Source organism: Novosphingobium sp. (assembly GCF_025351285.1).
In the GTDB taxonomy this organism is placed as follows: domain Bacteria; phylum Pseudomonadota; class Alphaproteobacteria; order Sphingomonadales; family Sphingomonadaceae; genus Novosphingobium.
On sequence record NZ_JANXWG010000139.1, the window covers coordinates 18,974 to 39,833 of the forward strand.

A 20,860-nucleotide genomic window follows, 5' to 3' on the forward strand; every position below is an offset into this window, starting at 1 on the left:
GATTGGAGAGCCCCGTGGCCGCACCCCTTCGTCAGTCCGCCTTCTTCGCGGCGTTTCTTGCCGGCACCCTGCTGGTCCCGGCCGCCATCGATGCGCACGCCAACCGTCATGCCATCAAGACGCGCCCACCACTCGCCCGCGCAAAACTGATGCTTGCCGATGGCACGCCGGCAGGCACCGCCACCGTTCGCGTCTATCACGGTCGCGCGTCGCTTGTCCTTGCGTTGAGCAAGCTGCCAGCCGGCGTCCACGGCATTCACCTTCACGCGGTCGGCAAGTGCGATGCGCCCGATTTCAAGACCGCGGGCGGCCATCTCAACCCCGATATGCACCAGCACGGCACGCTCAACCCGATGGGCCACCATCTGGGAGACCTGGCCAACGTGACCGCGAACGCTTTGGGCAAGGTCGTCACCTCGATGCCGTTGGTCGGCGGCGAAGCGGCGGTGGCAGCCGCGATGTTCGATGCTGACGGCACCGCGCTGGTGATCCACGCCGCACCCGATGACTACAAGTCCGATCCCAGCGGCAACAGCGGCGCGCGCATCGCCTGCGGCGTGTTCGAACGACCCTGACCAATCGCGTTTCCGCACCCGGCACGATCGTGAGCAGGTTCGGCAGGGCGGTTATCGTGGCTGGCGCGATGATGCTGGCGGGCGCCACGTCCGAACCGCGTGTCGTGATCGTGCTCGATGATCCGCGCGCACAACTGTTCCGGCCCGACGAAGCGTGGGGACTGGCGATCGACGGGGCGCAGCGCGGCGAAGTCGATCAGTTGCTTACGCCGGCCAACCTGGCCGCGATCCAACGTTCGGGCCTGCGCCCGTTGACTTACCGGTTGCGCACCGAGTTGGGCATCGAAGCGTGGCACTGGAACCCGGCCGGAACGTGGAGCGACGCCGCGCGCGCGCAAGGCTACTGGACGTCGAATGACACGCTCGGCCTGCCGATCCAGCTTTCGTGGGGTTACAAGCTGCCCCGACGCGGCGACACGGTCGACAACGCCAACGACACCGATTTCTCGCGGCTGACCGACGGGGACCGGACTACGTTCTGGAAATCGAACCCGTACCTCGATGCGTCTTTCCTGAAAGACGGCCAGGCCCATCCGCAATGGCTGATCGTCAAGCTCGACCAGCCGCGCGCGATCGATGCCGCGCGGATCGACTGGGCCGAACCTTACGCTACCGCATTCGAAGTCCAGTACTGGACCGGCGCCGACGAGGATGACGATGGCGGGCGTTGGCAGGCCTTTCCGCACGGCACGATAACCAGTGGCAGCGGCGGGCGGCCCTTGCTGCGGCTCGCCGAGGCTCCGGTCAAAACGCAATTCCTGCGCGTGCTGATGACTGCCGGATCGCACACCATGATGCCGGGCGCGGCGGGTGACGACTGGCGCGATCGTGCCGGGTTCGCGGTGAACGAAGTCGGCTTCGGCACGGTACGCGCCGATGGCTCGCTGGCCGATGTGGTCCACCACGCCGCGTCGCACACCGCGCAGACCTGGACGCACGTGTCCTCCACCGATCCGTGGCACCGCGCGGTGGATCGCGACGCGGATCTCGAGCAGCCGGGCATCGACCGCGTATTCGACAGTAAGCTCGGCAACGGCCTGCCGGTGATGATGCCGACCGGGATGCTGTTCGACACGCCCGAAAACGCGGCCGCCGAACTGCGCTACATCGCGGCGCGCGGGTTTCCGGTGAAGCAGATCGAACTGGGCGAAGAGCCCGACGGTCAATACGGCGATCCGGCCGATTATGCTGCGCTTTATGTCGCATTCGCGCGGCGGCTCAAGGGCATCGTGCCCGGCGCGGTGTTCGGCGGGCCGAGCCTCCAGCAGGGCGATAGCGACACCTGGATGCTGCCTAATGCTCCGGGATCGTGGAACGGCCAGTTCATCGCCGCGCTCAAGCGCCAGGGTGCCTTGCGCGAACTCGGCTTCATGAGCTTCGAATACTATCCGATCGAAGATCTGTGCGGCGATATCCACACCAAACTGCTGCGCCAAAGCCGCACGTTGGGCGAAATTGCCGACCGCTTCGCTGCCGAAGGCGTGCCGCGATCGATCCCGTGGATCATCACCGAATACGGCTTTTCCGCTTACGCCGGACGCGCTGAATCCGAGTTGCCGAGCGGATTGCTCGCCGCCGAGATCAACGTGCGCTGGATCGCGCTCGGTGGATCGGCCGCTTACATGTTCGGGATTGCGCCGGCAGAGCCCGACAACCAGCACGCCGCTTGCGCCGGCTATGGCGCTCTGTCGCTGTACCGTTCGGACAGCGCGGGCCAGGCTGCCGAACCCATGCCCAGCCTTGCAGCCGCCCAGCTCCTGACCCGGGCGCTGACCGTGCCCGGCCACGATCTGCACTGGATGCTGCCCGGGCGGGTCGAAGGCCAAGGGAAAACGGCGCCCGGCGGCACGCTCAAGAGCTGGGCGGTGGCCCGACCCGACGGCAAGCTGGGGGTGCTGCTGCTCAATCGCAGCGCTACGCAGTCGGTCACACTGCCGATCCTGGTGCAGGCAAGGGGCGGTACGGCGATGGTGGCGAATGGGCCTGGCGAGATCTGGACTTATGGCGCCGCCCAGTACCAATGGCGTAGCGCCGGCCCCGAAAGCCGGCCAAGCCGCAGCGTGCCGCCCGCGCATGCGCTTCTGCCGGCGGGTCCGGTGCGCGTGACCCTGCCGCCCGACGGGATGGTCGTGGTGGTGATCCGGCGCTAAGCGCTCAGGCGATCACGGCAACCCTGTCGGTGGGCGACTTGCCCTTGGTGCGGTGGCGGCTGACCACCCAGGCCGCCAATTCCTCGAACCCGAACGGGCGCAGGAACACGAGGCCCGCGCTGCCCGGCCCGGTCCATTGCACGACCGCCTTGCGCGGCTCGAGCCCTTCGAGCCGGACGGTCACCTCGTCACCGGCGCGAACATAGGACGTGCGCGCCTTGATCCCGCGCTGCGAGATGTCGCGCACGTCGATGGCCAGCGTGCGATCGGCGATCATCAATTCTCCGTCGCAGTGGATCGGCAAGCGTGGCGCGCGGTTGACTTGTCCGTGCAGCGTTGGCCGCGACAGATCGGACAGCACGGCCGACACGTCGATCGGTTCGTCGAACTGCACGCCGATCTGTCCGTCGCTGGCCCAGATGATCGCGCCTTCGGTCGCCGTGTCGCAATTGAAACGCACCGTCACGCGCTGGCCGCTGTCGAACTGCGCATAAACGCGCCCTTTCATGCCTTTGGCAGACAAGTTGCGTACCAGGCAGAACCCCGCGAAGGCACCGATCTCGATCAGGATAGGGCGGAACATCGTCGCCGCGCGATCCTCGGTGCGCCGATCGCGAAGGTCCTGTTCCTCACCCGTCAACGTTCCAGCTTCTTGCGCCATCGACCAAGTCCTGTGTGATGCCCGGCAAGATTGACGGCACCATCCCCACTGCGATCATCGCGGCAGGAAGTTATGAAACTGCGAAGGTAAATGCTTGGCATAACCTTACCGCATTCAAGTTACAGGATAATTCCGATGTAAAATCACATGTCCAAAACGCCGCTTCGGATGGTGCTGCTGGTCGCAGCGATGTCCACCCCGGCCCGCTCGAGCCATCGGCGAGCCTCGGCGATTTCCTCCGCGAGCACGGGTTCCAGAAGTTCGCGTCGCGCGATCCGCGCCTGATTGTCGAACGCCACCGCGGGGTTCTTGGAATACGTCGCGAACAGCGGCCCTGCCAGCAAGGCGGTGATGGCATCGGGTGTCGCTTCGACCTGCAAGTGGCGCGCCGCTGCGAAGAGCGCCGCTCCCGGCTTTGCGAAGAATTGCTCGGCATCGAGGCTGCGTGCGTTCGGCATGGCCGCCAGCGCAGCGTTGAAGTGCCTGGTCTGAGCCAGCCACAGGGCCGCGGCGCGCGTCGCATCGGACAATCCCGTCAGGTCGCCCAGATAGCCGGAAAGCTGCGTCGTCACGTTCCTGACCCAGACCCGGTGATTGTCGCTGCGCAGGATCGCGAGAAAGTAGTCGGGCAAGTCGCAATAGAGCATGATCGCGCGTGCCGTGGGGTCTTGCGCGGTGATTTGCGGCAGCAGGAAATTGACCGGCACGTTGGCCTTCACGATCGTCTGCGCATCCGGATCATAGCGCCGCGCAAGCATCGCCGTGACCAGTGCCAGCCGCGCCGGATCGGGATCGAACGCCAATTGCCGCAACGCAAACGGTTCGCGCAGCACGATATTCTCACCCAGTTCGCCCAGCGCGCGCGCCAGTAGCGTCGATCCGCAATGCGCCATGTGAAAGATCCAGCCGAGCGGCGGCGCGGCAGGGATCGGCAATACCGCCGCCGTTATCGCGAAAGCATCGCCCGCAGCGGGCGAAATGCGCTGATCGAGGAAGATCGAGCGCCGGTAGGCCACTGCATCCATCGGCACGATGATAGCCCGATCGCCTTCAAAGCTGTGCAGGAAGTGATCGGGATTGGCGGCGATATCGGCAGGGGACAATGGGACAGGGTGCGGCATGGTGCGCGGGCTATAGCAAGGCCGGCGCGGCGCGGCTATCAGATGCGCCGTCATGCCCGCGATCGACCTGCCCTGCCCTGGCTGCCCGCACGTCCTGGTCGAGGCCAGCGGCGCGGAGACCTTGCGCGATCTCGGTCCGGCGCTGATCAAGGCGCTTTACCGCCAGCACGGCGCATTGCTGTTGCGCGGGTTCGGCGCCGATGTGCCGCAGTTCCAGGCCTTCGCGCGACGGTTCTGCTCGACCGCCGTGGTCAACGAAAGCCCTGGCCGCGCAGCGATCGATCCCGCCAACCGCATCTACGGCGTCAACGGCGGCACTCAGCCCTTTGCGCTCCATCCCGAATTGTCGCGCGAGCCGTGGAAGCCCGATCTGGCAATGTTCTGCTGCCTTTCCCCGCCCTCCACCGGCGGCCAGACCACGCTGTGCGACAGCATTGCGCTCGTCCGCGCGCTGCCGGCCGAGTTGCGCGAAGCGCTGGCGCCGCGCCGGCTGGTCTATGTGAACCGCACTTCGCCGCAGCAGTTGCAATACTGGCTGGGCAGTGCCGAGCCCGACGATGCGCTGCTCCGCGCACCCCCTGCAACTAGTCCCTACCGCTTCGAACGCCTGCGAGATGGCCAGATCATCCGCCACTTCTCGCGGCCGCTGCTACACAAGCCGATGTTCGCCGAGGGCCCCGCGTTCGGCAATTTCCTGCTGTTCGCGCGGTTCACCAACGGGCGCCATGACTTCCCGCTGCTCGACGACTGGTCACGCGTGCCCGAGCCGTGGTTCCAGGCGTTCCACGCTGCGGGCGAGGCGGTGCAGAGCGCGGTAAGCTGGGCGGCGGGCGACGTGCTGATGCTCGACAACACGCGCTTCATGCATGGCAGGACGGCGATCCTGGACGCGGCAGAGCGGCAGATCGCGACGTTCTTCGGGTATTTGCGGTTCGCCGTGCCGGATGCCGAGGAGCCGGCTGACCCGGTGTGGCGGCGCGAGGATTTTGTGCCGCCGCTGCCGCCGGCGTTGCAAACAGCCTAAGCGACGTAGTTAGCGGCGCGCCTACCCCCAGCCCCTCCCGCAAGCGGGCGGGGAGCCAAACGTTCCCCGCCCGCTTGCGGGAGGGGCGCGAGACTTGGCGAGCCGAAGGCGAGCTTAGTCGCAGCGGGGTGGGCAGTTGCTGGCCTTGCCACCAAACCCGACCACCCTCACCCCACCGTCATCGCCAGCGCCCCATCGCCCTCGTCGATATGCACCGTGCAGCCATCCGGGATTTCCCCGCCGAGCAGTTTCTCCGCCAGCGGGTCCTGCAAATACCGTTGCACCGCGCGCTTCAACGGACGCGCACCATAAACGGGATCATACCCCACCCGTCCCAGCCAGCGCTTGGCCGCTTCGGTCAGGTCGAGCACGATCTTGCGGTCCTTGAGCAGGCTGGCGACGCGGCCGACCTGGATTTCGACGATCGGCGCCATGTGGTCCTGGCCCAGGCGGTGGAACAGGATGATCTCATCGAGCCGGTTGAGGAATTCGGGGCGGAAATGCGCGCGCACTTGTTCCATCACTTGCGGTTCGACCACCGCAACGTCCTGCCCTTCGTCCAGCCCGGCCAGGTATGCGCTGCCCAGGTTGCTGGTCAGGATGATCAGCGTGTTGGTGAAATCGACCTGGCGGCCCTGCCCGTCGGTCAGTCGCCCGTCATCGAGCACCTGGAGCAGGACGTTGAACACATCGGGGTGCGCCTTTTCGACTTCATCGAACAGCACGACCTGATAGGGCCGCCGGCGAACCGCTTCGGTTAGCACGCCGCCTTCGTCATAACCGACATAGCCCGGAGGCGCGCCGATCAACCGGCTGACCGCGTGCTTTTCCATGAATTCGCTCATGTCGATCCGCACCATCGCGCTGTCGTCGTCGAACAGGAACCCCGCGAGCGCCTTGGTCAGTTCGGTCTTGCCCACGCCCGTGGGGCCGAGGAACAGGAACGAGCCGAGCGGCCGGTTGGGGTCCTGCAAGCCCGCGCGCGCGCGGCGGACGGCCTTGGACACCGCGCGCACCGCATCGGCCTGGCCGATCACGCGCTTGCCGATGATCTCTTCCATCTTGAGCAGCTTTTCGCGCTCGCCCTGGAGCATGCGGTCGACCGGCACCCCGGTCCAGCGGCTGACTACGCCGGCGATGTCGTCGGCAGTCACTTCCTCGCGCAGCAGCGCGTTGTCACTGACGCCCTCGGCTTCGGCGAGCTTCTTTTCCAGCTCGGGAATGCGCCCGTACGTCAGCTCGCCCGCCTTCGCGAGATCGCCGACGCGTTGCGCCTGCTCCAGTTCACCGCGCGCGGCGTCGAGCTGTTCCTTGACCTTGCCCCCGGCGGCGATCTTGTCGCGCTCGTTCTGCCAGCGCGTGGTCAGTTCGGCCGATTGCTGCTCGAAGTTGGCAAGATCGGTGCGCAGCGTGGCGAGCCGATCCTTCGAGGCGTGGTCGGTCTCCTTGGCGAGCGCCATTTCCTCGATCTTGAGCTGGATGATTCGCCGGTCGAGGTTCTCGATTTCCTCGGGCTTCGATTCCACTTCCATGCGGATGCGGCTGGCGGCCTCGTCCATCAGGTCGATCGCCTTGTCGGGCAGGAATCGGTCGGCGATGTAGCGGTTGGACAGCGTCGCCGCGGCCACGATCGCGGCATCGGTGATGCGCACGCCGTGGTGGACCTCGTACTTTTCCTTCAGCCCGCGCAGGATGCTGATCGTGTCCTCGACGGTCGGTTCGCCCACGAACACCGGCTGGAACCGGCGCTGCAATGCGGGGTCCTTCTCGACGTGCTTCTGGTATTCATCGAGCGTGGTGGCGCCAATGCAATGGAGCTCACCTCGCGCGAGAGCCGGCTTGAGCAGGTTCGAAGCGTCCATCGCGCCCTCGCCTTTCCCTGCGCCGATCAGCGTGTGCATTTCATCGATGAACAGGATGATTTCGCCCTCGGCGCCCTTCACCTCGTCGAGCACCGACTTCAGCCGCTCCTCGAATTCGCCGCGATACTTGGCGCCCGCGATCAGGCTGCCCATGTCGAGCGACATCAGCCGCCGGCCCTTGAGGCTGTCGGGCACGTCGCCATTGGCGATGCGGATCGCGAGCCCTTCGGCGATCGCGGTCTTGCCCACGCCCGGTTCGCCGATCAGCGCGGGGTTGTTCTTGGTGCGGCGGGCGAGGATCTGGATGGTGCGGCGGATTTCCTCGTCGCGACCGATCACGGGATCGAGCTTGCCCTCACGCGCCATCTCGGTGAGATCGCGCGCGTATTTCTTCATCGCGTCGTAGGCGTTTTCGGCACTGGCCGAGTCGGCCGTGCGGCCGCCGCGCAAGTCGGTGATCGCAGCTTCGAGCGCGGGCGCGGTCACCCCGGCAGCCTTCAGTGCCTGCCCCGCCGCCGTGGTGGTGGCGAGCGTCAGCGCGACGAGCATCCGCTCGACCGTGACGAAGCTGTCCTGCGACTTGGCGGCAATCTGCTCGGCCTGGTCGAGGATGCGCACGGTGTCGTTGTCGAGCCCCGGCGTCGCTTGCGCCCCGCTGCCCGACACGGCCGCGATCTTGGCGAGCGCCTTGTCGACTTCGGCCTGCGCCATTTGCGCGTTGCCGCCAGCGCGCTGGATCAGCCCGCTGCACATGCCTTCGCTGTCTTCGAGCAGCGCCTTCAGCACATGCTCGGGCGCGATCCGCTGGTGGTTCATGCGGATGGCAACGGTTTGCGCCGCCTGCAGGAAGCCCTTGGCGCGATCGGTGAATTTTTCGAGGTTCATGGGTGAAGCATCCTCCTGTTGCGGCGGAGATAGTGTTGCTGGATTGCAACACAAGACCGAAGGTGTGGAATTTTGGCCGCCCCTTGCCTCGCTGTCATTGATCGACAACATGGGGACGATGATTATCCTTAGCAGCGTGACCGTTCGATACGGCGGCGTGGCCGCGCTCGGACCGGCCGACCTCGTGATCCAGCCGCGCCAAACCACGCTGCTCATAGGGCCATCGGGCTCGGGCAAATCCACGCTGCTGCGCACGCTCGCGGGGTTGACCGATTACACCGGCACGCTGACGGTCGATGGCGAAGTGGTCACCGACTGGCGCGCACTGCGCCAAAAGCTGGGCTACGTGATCCAGGACGGCGGCTTGTTTCCGCACCTGACCGCGCGCGCCAACGTGGCGCTGGCGGGTGAGGCGTTCGGCTGGCCTCGCGAAAAGATCGAAACGCGGATCGGCGAAATGGCCGAGCTGGTCGGGCTCGACATGGTGCAACTGGCGCGTTTCCCGGCAGAGCTTTCGGGCGGGCAGCGCCAGCGCGTGGGGGTGATGCGCGCGTTGCTGAGGGATCCGCAGATCCTGCTGTTCGACGAACCGCTCTCGGCGCTCGATCCGGTCACGCGACTGCGGCTGGCGGGCGAATTGCGCGACCTGTTCGCGCGGCTGGGCAAGACGGTGGTGATGGTCACGCATTCGCTGCGCGAGGCGATGTTCTTCGGCGGCTGCGTGGTGCTGTTGCGCGATGGGCGGATTGTGCAGCATGGCGAACTGGCCGATCTGATCGCGCACCCCGCCGACCAGTTCGTCACCGATTTCATCGCCGCGGAGGAAGCGTTGTGAGGGCGCTGCCGGTCCTGCTCGCCGCTCTGCTATTCGCCCCGCAGGCGCGCGCAGAAACCGTGGGTTCGAAAGCCTTTACCGAAAGCGTGATCCTGGGCGAAATCGCCAAGGACACGCTCGAGAAAGCCGGCGTGCCAACCACGCATCGCCGAGAACTGGGCGGCAGCCGCATCCTGTTCGATGCAGTGAAAGCGCGGCGGATCGATTTCTACCCCGAATATACCGGCACCTTGCGCTTCGAACTGCTGGCCGCGCAGCATTTGGCCAACGATGCCGCGCTCGGCCCGGCGCTTGCAGCACAAGGGCTGGCGCTGACCCGGCCGCTGGGCTTTTCGGATTCGTACGGCATCGCGATGCGCGCCGACAAGGCGAAGGCGCTGGGCATCGCCAAACTCTCCGATCTGGCGCAGCACCGTGACTTGCGCTTCGGTTTCTCGAACGAATTCGTCGATCGCAAGGATGGCTGGCCTGCGCTGGTTGCGGCTTATGGCCTGGGCGGCGTGCGCGTGCAGGGGATCAACCACGATCTCGCTTACCGCGCGCTCAACGCCGGGCAGATCGACCTGACCGACGCCTACACCACCGACGCCGAAATCGCCGCGTACAACCTTGTGGTGCTGACCGACGACGCGAAGTTCTTCCCGCCTTACGATGCAGTGTTCGTGATCCGGTCGGACCTTTCACCCAAGGCGCGCGCTGCGCTCGATAGCTTGGCAGGCACGATCGACGAGGCGAAAATGCGCGCGCTCAACCGCATGGTGCGGATGGACAAGCAGACCGAGACCGCCGCCGCGCGCGCGGCGCTGGGCGGCGGCGCGGGCATCGACAACGAGCCGACGCGCTTCGAACGGATCGCGCAGCGGACGATCGAACACTTGGCGCTGGTTGCCGCCGCGCTTGCCCTTGCGCTGCTGGCGGCTCTGCCGCTTGGCGTGATCGCGGCGCGGCATCGTCGGCTGGGCAGCGCGGTGCTGGCGATAACGGGCGTGCTCCAGACGATCCCCAGCCTGGCGCTGTTCGTGGTGCTGATCCCGCTGCTGGGGATCGGCGCGGCGCCGACGATTTTCGCGCTGTTCCTCTATTCGCTGCTTCCGATCGTGCGCAATACTCACGCCGGGCTGACTGGCATCGCGCCCGCCTTGCTGGATTCCGCAGATGCGCTGGGCCTCACCCGCGCGGCGCGGTTGCGGCGGATCGAATTGCCGCTGGCTCTGCCCACGATCCTGGCGGGGGTGCGCACGGCCGCCGTTATCGCGGTGGGGCTGGCGACGCTGGGCGCCATCATCGGCGCGGGCGGTTACGGCCAGCCGATCCTGACCGGCATCCGGCTGAACAGCACACCATTGATCCTGGAGGGCGCGATCCCGGCTGCCATGCTGGCGTTGCTGATCGAGGGGTTGTTTACGCTGATCGAACGCCGGGCCGTGCCAAGAGGCTTGCGCCGCCCTTAAGCGTTGCCCCTAAGCGTTGCCAATATCGCTCGACAGCGTGGCCGGATCGATCCCTTCGGCTTTCCACGCCGCGGTCCAGCGCGCGGCGGCGGGTGTCCCGAACACCACGCGATTGCGCGCTTCGCAGGCGTACCAGCCGTGGCGCCGCATTTCGCCATCGAGTTGTCCGCCGCCCCAGCCGGCATAGCCGAGCGCGAACACCCAGCGTTCCGGCCCGTGCCCGCCGGCGATCGCGCGCAAGCCGTCGAGCGAAGTGGTCAGCCCGAACTTGTCGCCCACCATCAAGGTATCGCCCACCGACCATTCGGGCGAATGGAGCAGGAACCCGCGCTGGCCTTCCACCGGCCCGCCATTGTGGACCGGCGCATCGGGTGCCTCGCCCGGATCGATATCCAGATCCTTTAGCAATGCCCGGAATCGCAGGCCTGGATGCAGGTGCCCCAGGCCGATGCCGAGCGCGCCTTCAGTATTGTGCGCGCACATCGCGATCACCGCGTTTTCGAAGCGCGGATCGCCGATGCCCGGCATCGCCAGCAGCAGGAGGCCCGAGAGGAATTGCGGCTCGCTCATCCGTGCGATTTTAGGCGCTTTGCAGCATGCGTCCAGCCCCGGTTCAATGGCCTTTAAGCAGCCCATCGAGCAACGATCCGGCCGGGCCGAGCGGGTTGGCGCGCAACCGGCCTTCCTCGCCGCCGATGTAGCGGAAGATGCCGTTCAACGCCTGGTCGGCCACCGATTTGCCGAGAATGCCGCGGGTCAGACCCGCCGCACGCACCAGCGATGATCCCTTCGCCAGCCCGTCGAGCGTGCGGAATGCGCCGACCTGGGTGAGCGCGGTGTCGATCATGGGGCGCAGTTTCAGGCTCAGTTGATCGCCTGCGCTGCGTTTCAGGTACTGCGTCGCGCCATCGTTCTGGCTTATGATTCCCGGCACATCGGTGATCGAAAGCCTGGATATCGCGGTGCGGAACATCGGCTTGGCCGCGCTCGCCGCGATGCCGGCCGCATCGTTGAGTTTGCGCATCAGCCCGTCGGTCAGCCCAAGCTGGCTGCCCGCGCCGAGCACGCTGCCGAGCGCGCCGCCCAAACCGCCGCCGAGCCCGCCGCCGAGTCCGCCGAGCGAACCCAGCATCGGCAACCCGATCCGTACCGCGGGATCGCCATAGAACGCACCCGGTTGCGCCAGCTTGTCGAGCGCTGAATCCGATGCCTTGCCGAGGAGGCCACCCAAACCACCGCCCAGCCCTTGCGCTTGCGCCGCCGGCGCAACTGTCATGCTGGCAATAACTGCACCCAGCCCCGCCAGCAGCGAACGGCGCGACGTTTCATGATCCCGATTGTCCATTGCGTGTCCCCTTCCCGATGGCTCGCGATGGTCCCACGACCGCAGATCGAGAGCAAGCGCCGATGGCGCCGATTGGCCCCCTTCCCCTGACGCATCCGCGCGGCTACCTACCGAAGCCGGGGAGAATGGCAGGATGGTGCGCAGAATTTTGATCGGCCTTGGTTTGGCTGTCCTGCTGGCGCTGGTCGGGCTGATGGTGTGGGAGCCGTTTTCGGCCTCACCGGGCACGCCGCCGCCCGCGCATGCCTACCGCGCCGACATCACCCGCGATGCATTCGGCGTGCCGCATATCCATGGCGCCACCGATCCCGACGTGACCTTCGGCGTCGGCTACGCGCATGCCGAGGACGATTTCGCGACCTTGCAGGACGTGCTGGCGATGACGCGAGGCCGCTATGGCGCGATCGCCGGGGCCGATGGCGCGAAGATCGATTATGCGCTGGCGCTGCTCGATGCGCGCGGGACGGCGCAGCGGCACTATGGCGAATTGCCCGCCGATGTTCGCGGGTTGCTCGAAGGCTATGCCGCCGGGCTCAACAAATTTGCCGAGCGGCATCCGGGCGAAGTCAAGCTGGCGCGGCTGTTCCCGGTCAATGGCGAGGACGTGGCGACCGGGTTCGCGCTGCGCCAACCGTTCTTCTTCGGCTTGAGCGATTTCATCGGGCCATTGGTCGCCGATACGCCCCTGCCGCGCGAACACGGCCCGGTGCTCGATGGCAGCGTGCAGCCCGATTACGCGCATGGCGGTGGCGATCAGCTTTCCGCCGAAGCGCCCACCAAGCCCGCGCCGATCGCGATGGGCGAGGATGGCGCGCTGGCCGGATCGAACGCCTTCGCGATTGCACCTGCACGCTCGGGCGATGGCGTCACGCGGCTGGTTTCGAACGCGCACCAGCCGTGGCGCGGCGGGGTGGCGTGGTACGAGCTAGTGATCGAAAGCGACACCGGCTGGCACTTCGCCGGCGCCAATTTCCCCGGATCGCCCTACCCGTTCCTGGGGCACAACGAGACGCTGGGCTGGACCAACACCGTCAACCGGCCCGACCTGACCGACGTGTACAAGCTGACGCTCGACGCGGCGGGCACGCATTACATGCTCGACGGACAGTGGGAGCCACTTGAGTCACACCGCGTGATGCTGCCGGTGCGGTTCGGGCCGCTGGTGTTGCCGATCTTCAAGACGGTGTACCGATCGGCGCACGGCCCGGTGATCGAGAACCCGCACGGCGCCTTTGCGCTGCGCTATGCGGGCATGGACCGGCTCGACCAGTTGACCGAATACTACCGCCTCACCCGCGCGCGCAATTTCGGCGAGTGGCAGGCGGCGATGGCGATGCAGGCGGTACCGTCGACCAACTTCGTCTACGCCGACCGCGAAGGGCACATCGCCTATGTCTACAACGCGCGGCTGCCCGATCGGAAGTCGGGCTTCAACTGGCGCGGCATATTGCCGGGTGACCGTTCGGACCTGATCTGGAAGGGGCCGGTGGCGTGGGCCAAGGTGCCGCAACTGGTTGATCCCAAGTCGGGCTTCGTGTTCAATTCGAACAACACGCCGTTTGTGGCGGCGGGGCCGGGCAGCGAGTTGGACGCCAAGGCCTTCGCGCCCGAATTGGGGGTGGAAACCGACGTGACCAACCGCACCCGCCGTGCGGTCAAGCTGCTGAGCGCGACCAACCCGATCGGGCGCAAGGAGCTTGAGGCGATCAAGTACGATCGCGGGTACGAGCGCGTCGGCTATGTCGCGTGGATGCTCGATGCGATCGCCAGGCTCGATGTGAAGGGCGATGCCGATCTGGCCGGGGCGCAAGCGTTGATCAATGGCTGGGACTTGCAGGCCGATGGGCGCAATCCGGGCGATGCGCTGGCGGTGATGGTGCTCAAGAACGCGATGAAGGAGAGCTATAACCTGCACACCCCGCCCGATGCGCGGAAGGAACTGGAGTTTGCTGCGCACCATCTGCTCAAATACTTCGGACGGCTCGATCCGCCGCTGGGCGACGTTCAGCGCGTGCGGCAGGGAAGCGTCGATTACCCGATGGACGGCGGTGGCGACACGCTGCGCGCGGCGACAAGCTGGAACATCGATCCGAACGATGGCCGGCTGCTGATCAAGCACGGCGACAGCTTCGTGATGTTTGTGGAATGGCCGAAGGGTGGCGCGGTAACGTCACAGTCGATCCAGCCGTTCGGTGCGGCGACCACGCGGCCGAAGTCGGCGCATTTCGCCGATCAGGTGCCATTATTTTCGGCGCACAAGCTCAAGCCGGTGCACTTCACGCGCGAAGATATTGCCGCGCATGCGAAGTCGCACGAGGTGGTGACGAGCCGTTAGTCTAAACCACCCGTCCGCACAGAGCTTGTCGAAATGCTGTCCTGCTTTGCAACGTTTGCAAAAAAGAGCAGGGCTTCGACAAGCTCAGCCCGAGCGGATTTCCTTTACAGCTAGGCCGGATACGTCCCCGGAGGCGCAGCTTCCACAGGCTTGCGCGCCGGAACCACCGGCACCTTGGGCGTTGCTGGAGCCGTTGCCGAAGCCGGAACCGCCGGGCCATCGCGCTTGACCGCATCACAATCGCCGCTGCTGGCTTGCGTCAACTGCGGCTTGCCCGCACCGTCAGACCGCATCGAAGTGGTCTGCGTGCAGGTTCCCCCCTCGCCATTTGGGCCGTTCGAAATCGTGGTCACGCTCGTCCACGTGCTGACCCCGGCCGGCGCCGTGGCGTCGGATACGATTGTCACCGACTGGCCTGGATGCGCGGCGGCTTCGCGCTGCATCGCGGCGGCTTGCGCCTGGGCCTGCGCCATCATCGCGCGCGATTGCGCTTCAAGCTGCGCCATCTGCGCGGCCATTTCGGCAAACGGATCGACCGGCTGCGCCACCTGAATTTGTGGCGCAACATCGCCATGATACTGCACAAGCGCCACGCTGCCATCGGGCAGCGCAACTTTCATGGTGTGGAGATCGTTTGCGGCCGCCAGCGCGGTGCCCGCCAGGCCCAGCCCGATCGCGCCAAGAACAAAAGTGGTGGTAGACTTCATCATCGCCGAAAACTCCTTCGTGAATTGACGTCAATGAACAATTTGGAGGCTTGCTATCATGCCCGCCCAAGTTGAACGCGCGATGACTGGCAAGGCTTGCCGCGGCACAAGATAATGATTCCGCGCTCCACTTGGCAAGTGTCTGCAAACCGCTAGATTGCCGGGGTATTCAGCCCCGCAGCCCCCGCTGCATTCCCCAATCCAGAGAACCAGATGCACCGCCCAAACCTGACGATTTCAGTCCTTGCGCTTGGCGCTTCGCTCGCACTTTCCAGCCCCGCGTGGGCGGCTGCATCCGCGCCAGCGCCGCTGTCAGAACTCGTCAGCCACGTCGACATTCCGTACCAGACCTTTACGCTTGCCAATGGCTTGCGCGTGCTGGTGCACACCGATCGCAAGGCGCCGATCGTGGGCGTGACGCTCTATTACCGCGTGGGATCGAAGAACGAACCGCGCGGAAAAACCGGCTTTGCGCACTTGTACGAACATCTGTTTTTCGGCGGTTCGGAAAACGTGCCCAACTTCGACGTGCCCCTGGAAGCCGTCGGGTCCACCCCCACCAACGGCTCGACCTGGTACGATCGCACCAACTATGTCGAAACCGTGCCGACCGGCGCGCTCGATCTGGCACTGTTCATGGAAAGCGACCGCATGGGTCATTTGCTCGGCGCGGTCAGCCAGGACAAGCTCGATAAGCAGCGCGGGGTGGTCCAGAACGAAAAACGGCAGGGCGACAACCAGCCGCTGGGACTGATGCGGTATGCGCTGGGAGACGGGCTGTTCCCGGTGGGACACCCCTATCGCCACACCACGATCGGATCGATGGCCGATCTCGATGCGGCGAAACTCGACGATGTGAAGCGCTGGTTCGTCGATCATTACGGCCCCAACAACGTCGTGCTGGCGCTGGCCGGCGATGTCGACATGGCCACCGCAAAGCCGATTGTGGAGCGCTGGTTCGGCGCTATTCCCAAGGGCAAGGCCATTGCCCCCGTGGTGGCGCCGATCGTCACGCTGCCGGCCTCGGTGAAGCGCGAAATGACCGACCAGGTGCCCGATCTCAACCTGTTCCGCGCATGGTCCGGCCCGGGGCTCAACGATCCCGATCGCTGGCCGCTGGAAGTGGGCATGTCGGTGCTGGGCGGGCTTTCGAGCTCGCGGCTGGATAACGCGCTGGTGCGGGCGAATCCTGTCGCCGTCTCCGTTTCGGCCAACGCCGAAACCAGCGAGCAGATGAGCATCCTCCAGGCCTCGATGGACGTGAAGCCCGGCGTGTCGCGCGTCGAGGCCGAGGCGGCATTCGACAAGGTGATCGCCGATTACCTGGCGCAAGGGCCCAATGCCGACGAAGTGCGCCGCGCGGCCACCCGGCTGGTGGTCCAGCAGATCGACCAGCTCGAACAAGTCGGCGGATTTTCGGGCAAGGGCGCGCAATTGGCCGAGGGACTGCTGTACCAAAGCGATCCGGCGATCTACCGCAAGGACCTGGCCGCAATCGCTTCGCTCACACCCGAACGCGTCCATGCGGTGTTGAAGAAGTGGCTGTCACGCCCGGTTCTGGCTATCGCGGTCACGCCGGGCGAACGCACCGAAAAGGGCGAGCAGCTTGGCGGCTGGGCCGATGGCGCGCCCGATCCCGGTGCCGCTGCGCCCAAGCCTCCGGCCGCCGCACCGATCGCCTACACACCCGGGCCACGCCGCGAAGCGCCGGGGGTCAAACCGATCAAGGACCTTGAACTGCCGCCGATTGAGCACGCGACGCTGTCGAACGGCATCCAGGTTTCGTTCGTGCGGCGTACTGCGGTGCCCAAAGTGCTGGTCAACCTCGACTTCGATGCTGGCTACGCTGCCGACACCGCCGCGACTCAGGGCACGCAATCGCTGATGCTCGCGCTGCTCGATGAAGGCACCGATGCGGCGGGTGGCAGCCGCACATCGATCGGCATTGCCGAAGCGCAGGAACGGCTTGGTGCCTCGATTGCCGCCGATGGTACACTCGATTCCAGCGCCGTGCGGCTTTCGGCACTCACCACCAACCTGGCGCCAAGCCTGGCCTTGATGGCCGACGTGGTGCGGCATCCCGCCTTCGCGCCAGCCGAAGTGGCCCGGGTCAAGGCGCAGCGGCTGGCGGAAATCGCCGAGAATGCCGCGTCGCCGATCGGGATGGTGCGCGCGGTGATCGGCCCGATCGCTTACGGCACGGCGCACCCTTACGGCATTTCGCAAACCGGGCTTGGCACGTTGGCCACGGTGGAGAAGCTCGATCCGGCCAAGTTGCGCGCCGCGCACGACGCTTGGTTCCGGCCCGATCTCGCTAAAATCAGCGTGGTGGGCGATACCACGCTGGCGCAGCTTGTGCCGCTGCTCGAATCCACATTCGGCACCTGGAAGGCGCCCGCCACCCCGGCGCCGCACAAGGACCTGAGCGCGCCGGTGCCCGCCCCGCGCGCGCGGATCGTGGTGATCGACCGGCCCAATTCGCCGCAATCGGTAATCGCGGCGGTGCGGGTACTGCCGGTGGGCGGCGGCGATAACACTTACGCGCTCGATCTGGCCAACGGGGTGCTTGGCGATGGCTTCCTGTCGCGGCTCAACCTTGACCTGCGCGAGGACAAGGCCTGGTCCTACGGCGTGTCGAGCCAGATCGGTCAGCCCAAGGGTCCACGCATGCTGACCGTGTTCGCGCCGGTCCAGGCTGACAAGACCGGCGCCTCGATCGCCGCGCTGATCGCCGACATGAAGGCGTTCCCCTCGACCAAGGGCACCAGTTCAGAAGAACTGGCGCGCGTGACCGAAGGCAAAATCCGCGCCCTGCCCGGCGAATTCGAAACCAACGCGCAAGTGCTGGCCGGGATCGTCAAAAGCCGCCGGCTCGGCCGACCCGAGGCCTATTACACCCAGCTTGCCAGCCACTACCGGGCGATCGACGCCAAGGCGATCGACGCCGCGGCGGCGCAGTACCTGCAGCCGCAAGGCCTTGTCACCGTGGTGGTGGGCGATCGCAAGGCGATCGATCCGCAACTGAAGGATCTGGGCCTGCCGATCGAATACATGACTGTTGACAATCCTGTAGGTAACAACTGAAGGTATGCGCCGAACAAACGGCCGATCGTCGGCCCCAATACCAGGAGAGAACGATGTCCGTTGCCGGAACCTACGATTGCATGACCAGGACCCCGATGGGTGACCAGACTTCGAAGTTCACCGTGACCGTCGACGGCGATACCTTCACCGGTTCGAACTCGGGCGGGATGGGCTCGATGGATGTCGAAGACGGCAAGGTCGATGGCAACCGCCTGACCTGGAAGATGAAAATGACCGTGCCGATGCCGATGACGCTCGATGGCGACGCCACCATCGACGGCGATACGCTGACCGGCTCGGTCAAGGCCGGTGCGTTCGGCACCTTCCCGATGACGGGTACGCGCGCGGCCTGAGGCCGATCCAGCGTAGCGATTAACCCCCGCGAGTTCCTGTCAGGGATCCGCGGGGGTGTTCGGCGCGACGACAGCGCCACCCTTCATCACCATACGGATATGGCGCAGGGCCGTCAGGTCCGTGGTCGGATCGCCATCGACGGCGATCAAATCAGCCAGCAGTCCCGGCCTGATCGCGCCGAGCTTTCCGGACAAGCGCAGCCAGCGGGCGTTGCCCGAGGTGGCGGCCATCAGCGCCTGCTCCCGCGTCATCCCGGCGGCAACCATCAGGTTCAGTTCGCGCGCGTTCTGGCCATGCGCGAACACGCCGACATCGCCGCCCACGCACATCGGCACACCCGCCTTCAGCGCCAGCCGGAAGCTTTCGCGATTGAGCTTCACCGCGGGCGGCGCGGGCTCGCTGCCGTCCCACCCACGATAGCGCGAGGAAGCATCGGACGCCGCCAGCGTCGGGCACAGCGCGATGCCTTTGGCCGCCATCGCCGCGAACACTTCGGGCGTGCCGCCATAGCCATGCTCGATCGTATCGACCCCCGTCGCAATCGCCCGGCGCATGCCCTCGGCGGTGGCGGCATGGACCGCCACCGGGCGCCCGGCATCGTGCGCGGCCGCCACTGCCGCTTTCATCTCATCGAGGCTCAGCGTCGGCCGGCTGTCCTCGCCCGGGCGCCAGCGGTAATCGGCGTAAAGCTTGATCCAATCGGCCCCAGCCGCAATCTGGCGGCGCACCGCCGCAACTGTCTGGTCGATGCCCGAGACTTCTTCCGCGCCTTGCGGGATATCGACACCGGGTTCGAAACCCTTCGGGCCATAGGCGCCCAGCGCGACGATCGCGCGGGTTGCTACCGCCAGCCGCGGGCCGGGCACGATGCCGCGATCGATCGCCAGCTTCAGCCCGACATCGGCGTAGCCGGCGCCCTCGGTGCCAAGATCACGCTCGCTGGTAAAGCCGGCCAGCAGAGTCGCCTTCGCCTGCGCGACCGCGCGCGCGGTGCGCAGCGCCAGCGGTTCGTGCAGCACCTGATCATCCCAACTCGTTTCATTGTACGGGTGCAGGAACAAGTGGCCGTGCCCCTCGATCATCCCGGGCATCAGCGTGGTGCCGGGAAGGTCGATCGTACGCGCATCGGCGGGCGCCGCCACATCGGGCCCGACGCGGACGATCACATCGCCCGTGACAAGCACCTGCCACCCCGGATGGACCTTGCCGTCGACGCCATCGAACACGCCTGCCGGTTTCAACAGCAGCGATGCCGGCGCCGGCGGACTTGCGGCAGCCGCCGATCCCACAAGCAGCGCCGCGATTGTTGTCAGCCAGCGCATGGTCGATCCCTTCATTCCGCATTTCACCCAGGGCCATGGATAGAGCCCTGCGGCAGCCACGCAATCGGTTGATCATGCTGAGCAGGCACAATAGGCAGGGCGGCCTTCCCGAAGCCTTCTCAGGAGACCGCGATGAAAGCCCGCCACGCCTTGATCACCCGCACCGGCGGCCCCGAAGTGATCGAATGGCACGATATCGACTTGCCCGCCCCCGGTGCCGGCGAAGTGCTGGTTCAACACACCGCGGTGGGGCTCAATTTTATCGATACCTACTTTCGGCGCGGGATCTATCCGATGGAATTGCCCGGCGCACTCGGCGTCGAGGCGGCGGGACGCGTGTCGGCGATCGGTGCAGGGGTGACCACGCTGGCGCCTGGTGACCGCGTGGCAACGTTCGGTCCCGGCCGGGGCGCTTATGCCACCGCGCGGAACTACCCGGCGGGCGTGCTGTTCAAACTGCCCGACGCAATCGACGATGCCACGGCCGCCGCTGCGCTGCTCAAGGGCTGCACCGTCGAATTCCTGGTCGAGCGTTGCGGCAAGGTCCAGGACGGCTGGCCCGTGCTCGTCCATGCAGCGGCCGGCGGCGTCGGGCTCTTGCTGGTCCAGTGGCTCAAGCACGTGGGCGCGGCGGTGATCGGCACGGTCAGCACCGAGGCCAAAGCGGAGCTGGCGCGCGCGGCTGGCGCCGATCACGTCATCGACTATTCGCACGAGGATGTCGCAGCACGGGTGCGCGAATTGACTGGCGGTGCAGGCGTCCGGGTGACGTTCGACGGGGTCGGCATGGCGACCTGGGATGCCTCGCTCAAATCGACCGGCCAGCGCGGGCTGGTCATCAGCTACGGCAACGCCGATGCACCCGTGACCGGGATCAATCTCGCCGCGCTTGCCGGCGCCGGATCGCTGTTCACGACGCGGCCCACGCTGTTCGACTACTACGCCGATCCGGCCGAGCACGAAGCGGGCGCTGCGCGCGTGTGGAGCATGATCGCATCGGGTAAGGTCAAGGTCACGATCGGCCAGACCTATGCGCTCGAAAACGTCGCGCAGGCGCATGCCGACTTGCAGGCGCGCAAGACCAGCGGGTCGACCGTGCTGGTGCCGACAGCCGTTTGACGATCCCTTGGCAACGGCGCAGACAACGCA

Annotated in this window: 16 protein-coding genes; 9 read left to right on the forward strand and 7 right to left on the reverse strand. The window is 66.2% G+C overall.

Annotated elements, in window-relative coordinates; all coding sequences use genetic code 11:
* Nucleotides 1-14: 14 nt before the first annotated feature.
* Both Q0R16_RS16845 and Q0R16_RS16850 read left to right on the forward strand, forming a co-directional pair.
* Nucleotides 15-575, forward strand: coding sequence for a superoxide dismutase family protein (locus Q0R16_RS16845; RefSeq protein WP_295638802.1), 561 nt, complete (start codon nucleotides 15-17; stop codon nucleotides 573-575).
* A gap of 29 nt (nucleotides 576-604) precedes the next feature.
* The gene (locus tag Q0R16_RS16850) at nucleotides 605-2,725 is read left to right on the forward strand and encodes a discoidin domain-containing protein (protein WP_295638805.1); all 2,121 of its coding nucleotides are present in this window, start codon (nucleotides 605-607) and stop codon (nucleotides 2,723-2,725) included.
* Nucleotides 2,726-2,729: 4 nt separating this feature from the next.
* Here the strand turns inward: Q0R16_RS16850 and Q0R16_RS16855 are convergent, their stop codons facing one another.
* Together Q0R16_RS16855 and Q0R16_RS16860 are read right to left on the reverse strand one after the other, a co-directional pair.
* Nucleotides 2,730-3,386, reverse strand: coding sequence for a PilZ domain-containing protein (locus tag Q0R16_RS16855; RefSeq protein WP_295638809.1), 657 nt, complete (start codon nucleotides 3,384-3,386; stop codon nucleotides 2,730-2,732).
* A 143-nt stretch (nucleotides 3,387-3,529) separates the two neighbouring features.
* A complete protein-coding gene (locus tag Q0R16_RS16860; RefSeq protein ID WP_295638812.1) occupies nucleotides 3,530-4,507 on the reverse strand; it encodes a hypothetical protein in 978 nt (325 codons plus the stop codon).
* Between the two features lie 52 nt (nucleotides 4,508-4,559).
* On the opposite strand from Q0R16_RS16860, the gene Q0R16_RS16865 reads away from it, so the two are divergent.
* The gene (locus tag Q0R16_RS16865; RefSeq protein ID WP_295638815.1) at nucleotides 4,560-5,531 is read left to right on the forward strand and encodes a TauD/TfdA family dioxygenase; all 972 of its coding nucleotides are present in this window, start codon (nucleotides 4,560-4,562) and stop codon (nucleotides 5,529-5,531) included.
* A gap of 167 nt (nucleotides 5,532-5,698) precedes the next feature.
* On the opposite strand, the gene clpB is transcribed toward Q0R16_RS16865, so the two are convergent.
* A complete protein-coding gene (clpB, locus tag Q0R16_RS16870) occupies nucleotides 5,699-8,278 on the reverse strand; it encodes an ATP-dependent chaperone ClpB (protein ID WP_295638818.1) in 2,580 nt (859 codons plus the stop codon).
* A 136-nt stretch (nucleotides 8,279-8,414) separates the two neighbouring features.
* On the opposite strand from clpB, the gene Q0R16_RS16875 reads away from it, so the two are divergent.
* Entirely contained in the window at nucleotides 8,415-9,113 is a 699-nt protein-coding gene (locus tag Q0R16_RS16875) for an ATP-binding cassette domain-containing protein (protein WP_295638821.1), read from the forward strand.
* Nucleotides 9,110-10,564, forward strand: a complete 1,455-nt coding sequence (locus Q0R16_RS16880) for a glycine betaine ABC transporter substrate-binding protein (RefSeq protein ID WP_295638824.1) — start codon at nucleotides 9,110-9,112, stop codon at nucleotides 10,562-10,564. The genes Q0R16_RS16875 and Q0R16_RS16880 overlap by 4 nt, the downstream gene beginning before the upstream one ends.
* 9 nt (nucleotides 10,565-10,573) lie before the next feature.
* Here Q0R16_RS16880 and Q0R16_RS16885 read toward each other — a convergent pair whose 3' ends face one another.
* Together Q0R16_RS16885 and Q0R16_RS16890 are read right to left on the reverse strand one after the other, a co-directional pair.
* On the reverse strand, nucleotides 10,574-11,134 hold the full coding sequence (locus Q0R16_RS16885) for a YqgE/AlgH family protein (RefSeq protein WP_295638827.1): 561 nt from the start codon (nucleotides 11,132-11,134) through the stop codon (nucleotides 10,574-10,576).
* Between the two features lie 43 nt (nucleotides 11,135-11,177).
* Nucleotides 11,178-11,909 (reverse strand): DUF4197 family protein, encoded by a 732-nt coding sequence (locus tag Q0R16_RS16890; RefSeq protein ID WP_295638830.1) that lies wholly within the window; start codon nucleotides 11,907-11,909, stop codon nucleotides 11,178-11,180.
* A 133-nt stretch (nucleotides 11,910-12,042) separates the two neighbouring features.
* Here Q0R16_RS16890 and Q0R16_RS16895 point away from each other — a divergent pair, with 133 nt between their 5' ends.
* Complete coding sequence (locus tag Q0R16_RS16895) at nucleotides 12,043-14,244, forward strand: acylase (RefSeq protein ID WP_295638832.1); 2,202 nt, start codon at nucleotides 12,043-12,045, stop codon at nucleotides 14,242-14,244.
* A gap of 110 nt (nucleotides 14,245-14,354) precedes the next feature.
* Here Q0R16_RS16895 and Q0R16_RS16900 read toward each other — a convergent pair whose 3' ends face one another.
* Nucleotides 14,355-14,954, reverse strand: coding sequence for a hypothetical protein (locus Q0R16_RS16900; protein ID WP_295638835.1), 600 nt, complete (start codon nucleotides 14,952-14,954; stop codon nucleotides 14,355-14,357).
* Between the two features lie 210 nt (nucleotides 14,955-15,164).
* Between Q0R16_RS16900 and Q0R16_RS16905 the strand changes: the two genes are divergently transcribed.
* Nucleotides 15,165-18,035, forward strand: coding sequence for a pitrilysin family protein (locus Q0R16_RS16905; protein WP_295638838.1), 2,871 nt, complete (start codon nucleotides 15,165-15,167; stop codon nucleotides 18,033-18,035).
* Nucleotides 18,036-18,088: 53 nt separating this feature from the next.
* Nucleotides 18,089-18,388: a hypothetical protein gene (locus Q0R16_RS16910; RefSeq protein ID WP_295638842.1), complete on the forward strand. Its 300-nt coding sequence runs from the start codon at nucleotides 18,089-18,091 to the stop codon at nucleotides 18,386-18,388.
* 39 nt (nucleotides 18,389-18,427) lie between these two features.
* Here the strand turns inward: Q0R16_RS16910 and Q0R16_RS16915 are convergent, their stop codons facing one another.
* Entirely contained in the window at nucleotides 18,428-19,726 is a 1,299-nt protein-coding gene (locus tag Q0R16_RS16915; RefSeq protein WP_295638845.1) for an amidohydrolase family protein, read from the reverse strand.
* Between the two features lie 117 nt (nucleotides 19,727-19,843).
* Here Q0R16_RS16915 and Q0R16_RS16920 point away from each other — a divergent pair, with 117 nt between their 5' ends.
* Nucleotides 19,844-20,830: a quinone oxidoreductase gene (locus tag Q0R16_RS16920; RefSeq protein ID WP_295638848.1), complete on the forward strand. Its 987-nt coding sequence runs from the start codon at nucleotides 19,844-19,846 to the stop codon at nucleotides 20,828-20,830.
* Nucleotides 20,831-20,860: the final 30 nt, after the last annotated feature.

Coding starts and splice junctions, on each gene's coding strand:
- Q0R16_RS16905 (WP_295638838.1), top strand. CDS start 15,165: ATGCACCGCCCAAACCTGACGATTTCAGTCCTTGCGCTTGGCGCTTCG.
- Q0R16_RS16865 (WP_295638815.1), top strand. CDS start 4,560: ATGCCCGCGATCGACCTGCCCTGCCCTGGCTGCCCGCACGTCCTGGTC.
- Q0R16_RS16920 (WP_295638848.1), top strand. CDS start 19,844: ATGAAAGCCCGCCACGCCTTGATCACCCGCACCGGCGGCCCCGAAGTG.
- Q0R16_RS16860 (WP_295638812.1), bottom strand. CDS start 4,507: ATGCCGCACCCTGTCCCATTGTCCCCTGCCGATATCGCCGCCAATCCC.
- Q0R16_RS16900 (WP_295638835.1), bottom strand. CDS start 14,954: ATGATGAAGTCTACCACCACTTTTGTTCTTGGCGCGATCGGGCTGGGC.
- Q0R16_RS16915 (WP_295638845.1), bottom strand. CDS start 19,726: ATGAAGGGATCGACCATGCGCTGGCTGACAACAATCGCGGCGCTGCTT.
- Q0R16_RS16885 (WP_295638827.1), bottom strand. CDS start 11,134: ATGAGCGAGCCGCAATTCCTCTCGGGCCTCCTGCTGCTGGCGATGCCG.
- clpB (WP_295638818.1), bottom strand. CDS start 8,278: ATGAACCTCGAAAAATTCACCGATCGCGCCAAGGGCTTCCTGCAGGCG.
- Q0R16_RS16890 (WP_295638830.1), bottom strand. CDS start 11,909: ATGGACAATCGGGATCATGAAACGTCGCGCCGTTCGCTGCTGGCGGGG.
- Q0R16_RS16855 (WP_295638809.1), bottom strand. CDS start 3,386: ATGGCGCAAGAAGCTGGAACGTTGACGGGTGAGGAACAGGACCTTCGC.
- Q0R16_RS16910 (WP_295638842.1), top strand. CDS start 18,089: ATGTCCGTTGCCGGAACCTACGATTGCATGACCAGGACCCCGATGGGT.
- Q0R16_RS16895 (WP_295638832.1), top strand. CDS start 12,043: ATGGTGCGCAGAATTTTGATCGGCCTTGGTTTGGCTGTCCTGCTGGCG.